The sequence below is a fragment of the Candidatus Magnetobacterium casense genome, from assembly GCF_019173545.1.
In the GTDB taxonomy this organism is placed as follows: domain Bacteria; phylum Nitrospirota; class Thermodesulfovibrionia; order Thermodesulfovibrionales; family Magnetobacteriaceae; genus Magnetobacterium; species Magnetobacterium cryptolimnobacter.
In genome coordinates, this window is the sequence record NZ_JABXWD010000312.1 from 1 (window position 1) to 3,989 (window position 3,989).

The window sequence follows — 3,989 nt, forward strand, 5'->3', positions numbered from 1 at the left end:
CTGAGGATCGAGGGTAGGGTACAAGGGGTTGGCTTCCGGTACTTCGTCCGTGAGATTGCGATGAGGTTCAGGGTCAACGGCTGGGTACGCAACCTCTACGACGGCAGCGTTGAAGCCGTCCTTGAGGGGAATGGCAAGGACGTGAGCACTGCGGTTGCGTACTGCTATCAGGGACCTCCGGGGGCGCACGTCACAAACGTTGATGTCACCTGGATTGACCACACGGGGGAATTTACCTCGTTTGGAATAAGGTTTTAGCAGACATGGACGCCTCGTGCGAAATCTGCCACACGCCTCTGCCTGACAATAGCTCGGGTCGATGCAGCGCCGCCAACGGACAATACACCGTGCGCGTATGCGACAACTGTGGAGTAGGTGTAACGGTGCCACGGCCATCGCCTCAGACGCTTGCCACCCTGTATGAAACCGGCGCTTATCGGGAAAAGGACGGCAAACGCTTTGCCTCTTTGGTTGAGGCGGTCATATATCTCTTCCGGCAACTGAGAAAGCGCAAGGTCAAACGCTATGCGTCAACGTCCGGGGAGTGTGGTAGCCTGCTGGATGTGGGTTGCGGACGTGGGTTGTTTCTGCACGTGATGAAGCAGGATGGCTGGTCTGTGGCCGGCGTGGAGTTTGACAGCGCTACGGCGTGCAACGTCGCAGACGCCTACAACATCGAGTGCAAGTGGGGCGACCCTCAGCACTGGGGATTACCGGATGCCTCCTTTGACGTCATCACGATAAACCACGTGCTCGAACACGTGGCAAACCCCCTGCAACTGCTACAAACCTGCCACAGGCTGCTCCGTGAGGGGGGATGTCTGATCGTTGCCGTGCCAAACTTTTCCAGCCTTCAGGCGCGGGTGGGAGGGGGGTGTTGGTTTCACCTTGACACGCCGTATCACCTGTATCATTTTTCGGAACAGTCCCTGATGCTCCTGCTCGGTGAGGCGTCGATGACGGTCCGGGACGTCAATCGCTTTGATGCCGAGTACTCGCCGTTTGGGTGGTTGCAGACCCTGTTGAATCTCACCGGGATAAAGAGAAACCTCCTGTACAACCTGCTAAAGAATCCTGCGGCAAGACAACAGGAACTCGCCTCCGTCAGCCGGGAGGCCCTTGCGCTGAACTTTATGCTTTTACCGTTTTTTGGCACCGCTTCGGTCGCCCTGACGTTGTACGAGTCATTTATCGCAAAGACGGGAGGGACTATCGAAGTAATAGCGGTGAAAGACACTAAAAATAAACCAGAGGAAACGTTATGATATTAGAGAAAAAAATAGTAGTTGTTATGCCCGCCTACAACGCAGAGAAGACCCTCCGGCAGACCTACGATGAGCTTCCGCACGAGTACATAGATGAGTGCATCGTGGTGGATGACGCCTCGCGTGACAAAACCATCACAGTGGCAAGAAATCTTGGCCTGAAGGTGTTTGTTCATCAGAAGAACATGGGCTACGGCGCCAACCAAAAGACCTGTTACCGCAATGCACTGGACAGTGGCGCCGATATCATAGTGATGCTCCACCCCGATTACCAGTACTCTCCGCGCCTTGTGACGGCCCTGGCGTCGATGATCCTCTCAGGCCACTACGACATAGCCCTGGGGTCACGGATATTGGGTGGCAGGGCGCTGGCTGGCGGTATGCCGCTGTACAAGTACATCTCCAACCGGTTGCTCACCTTTGCGGAAAATATGGCGGTGGGGATAAAGCTGTCCGAGTATCACACGGGGTTTCGAGCCTTTAGTCGCAAGGTACTTGAGACGGTACCCTACGAAAACAACTCGGACGACTTTGTCTTTGACAACGAAATCCTGGTGCAGGCCGTACACTTTGGCTTCCGAATCGGTGAGATAAGTTGCCCGACAAAGTATTTTGAAGATGCCTCATCGATAAACTTCCCGCGTAGCGTTAGATATGGGGTTGGGTGTCTTCAGACGTCCTTTAGGTACCTCATGCAGAAGGCCGGCAAACGTCGGTACGCAATGTTCGATAACTCATGGAAGGTGCGCTGAAAAAATGAAAAAGGAGGAGACAATCGCAACAACCCACATCAAACCTGTTACCCAGCCCTTTACGGGGTCAAGGGGGCCGTGCTCCCTTGTAGAGGGGTCTGAGGGGGGACAAAGTCCCCCATTCTTTTCTTCTAAACAGATGATGTCACAAGTTATGAATACGTAAGGAGGTTTATATGGTACAGAAGGACTACGAGGCAAATTTAGAGACAACGATAGCCTACATGAGACAGGACCAGAGGAGGGATGCCGTGTTGTCGTTAAAGACGGCCTTGGCACAGGTACCACTGGAAGATAAAGTGGCCGATAATACGGCCTATCTCAAGATACTTGCGATGTCGGCGAGGTTCACGATCGAGGACGGCGACTATACAAAGGCCTCTTATTATATAAGTGAGGGTTTGAAGCTCAAGAGATTCTATGCGGACTTTCTTTTTCTCAACACGCTGATTTTCAAGGTGCTGCACCAGCATGGCGATATGCTGACCTCCATCATAGGCTACCTGATTTCGATAGACCTGCCCGATGTCTATAGCTACGGCTATGACTTTGTAAACGACGCCGCTATTAAGGAGATGCTGGACGTGTACCTGCCCCTTGCCTACACCAACACGCCCAACCATGCCCAGATACAGGAGGTGATCGAAGGGACAATGATAAAGATGAAAGAGGTCACCTCGGGGCAGTATATAGAAAGCGCACTGAACATCATGCGCGACATCGACAACAGAGCGAATTAGCAAGGGACGTTATACCGTTATGTCAAAATTGCTGTTACCGCTTGGAGAGGGCGAGATGCAGTCCACCAACGGCAGACTGGTCTTTATAGCCAAGTCCCTTGCCGCCAGGGGACATTCAATTGACGTCATCACGTACAGCAAGTCGGTGTTTAATTTTGCCGGCGACGTGCTGAAGGACCACAAGAACATACGGGCCATACATGTCGGCAGCCAGCCCCTGAACTACTATCACATCCCGTCTCTGGTCAATACATTTATAAAGCTCACCTACGACATGCACCTGCCCCAGACCGACCTCAAGCTGTACAAGGTGACGGCCTTTGACGACTTCCGCGGACACATCTCCAGCTTCACCTATCCGGCCATAGACCTTTCGGCCTACGACATGGTCCTGCTGCCGATACCCTCCATAGAGATACCACCGCTCAACGACTGTGACATATTCTATTCAACCGTGTGCTTCTATGCCAAGGACAAGAAGATTCCGATCATTGGGTTACAGGTCTTTCCCGTAATCCAGACGCCGCCCATATTTTTCAGAGTGGTTGACTACCTGATCATAAAGGAAGAGTATGAGCGAGAGTTTCTCGAAGGGTATGGCTTTGATACGACGAGGGCCTTTGTGCTCAACTACGACAGTGAGGCCTACTTTGCCGATACCGTCGAGGACAAGTACCTGGATTTCCTGCTGGAACCCATCGTGGAGGTGCCAAAGGAGGAGCTTGCCATACTGGTGATAAATCACCCTCGACTGCGCTTCTGCATCAGGGAGATAATCGAGGTTGTGGGGGCATTAAATATTCCCAAGACGCTGTTTCTGCTAAAGCGGAAGTTCGTCATCCGTGAGTTGAGCGAGGACGATATCATCCGTGACCTGTTCATGGACACCATCAAGCGAGTCAAGGGTCGTTCCTTCATAATGGAGTCTGATGCCAAGAGCAACCTGCTGATGATATCCGATGTGATTATTTCGCCGTCGTATCTGTCAACGCTGGGGTTTGCCTCCAAATATAACAAGCTGTCGATAGTCTATAATCCGCTCAACGACAAGGAGGTCTTTCAAAAGGGCGTGACCTTCATAAATGACAAGGAGACACTGAAAAGGGCAGTACTGCAGGGGTACGAAAACAAGCGCTCTGTCACCTCCGTCTCTGATATCGTTGCGATGGTTGGCAAGCGACGCCTCTGACACGTTGTCGTTGCGTAGACCGTTGGATTGTACGGGGGGGGGG

General features: G+C 52.5%; 5 protein-coding genes. All 5 read left to right on the forward strand.

What is annotated here, in order from left to right; genetic code table 11:
- Positions 1 to 258 (forward strand): acylphosphatase (locus tag HWQ67_RS13875; protein ID WP_218253286.1); only part of this gene is annotated, 258 nt, incomplete at its 5' end.
- A gap of 5 nt (positions 259 to 263) precedes the next feature.
- Positions 264 to 1,265, forward strand: coding sequence for a class I SAM-dependent methyltransferase (locus HWQ67_RS13880; protein WP_218253287.1), 1,002 nt, complete (start codon positions 264 to 266; stop codon positions 1,263 to 1,265).
- Positions 1,262 to 2,017: a glycosyltransferase family 2 protein gene (locus tag HWQ67_RS13885; RefSeq protein ID WP_218253288.1), complete on the forward strand. Its 756-nt coding sequence runs from the start codon at positions 1,262 to 1,264 to the stop codon at positions 2,015 to 2,017. The genes HWQ67_RS13880 and HWQ67_RS13885 overlap by 4 nt, the downstream gene beginning before the upstream one ends.
- Before the next feature lie 176 nt (positions 2,018 to 2,193).
- Positions 2,194 to 2,757 carry a hypothetical protein gene (locus tag HWQ67_RS13890; RefSeq protein WP_218253289.1) on the forward strand — a complete coding sequence of 188 codons (564 nt, stop codon included), beginning with the start codon at positions 2,194 to 2,196 and terminating at the stop codon, positions 2,755 to 2,757.
- Between the two features lie 19 nt (positions 2,758 to 2,776).
- Positions 2,777 to 3,946: a hypothetical protein gene (locus HWQ67_RS13895; protein ID WP_218253290.1), complete on the forward strand. Its 1,170-nt coding sequence runs from the start codon at positions 2,777 to 2,779 to the stop codon at positions 3,944 to 3,946.
- Positions 3,947 to 3,989: the final 43 nt, after the last annotated feature.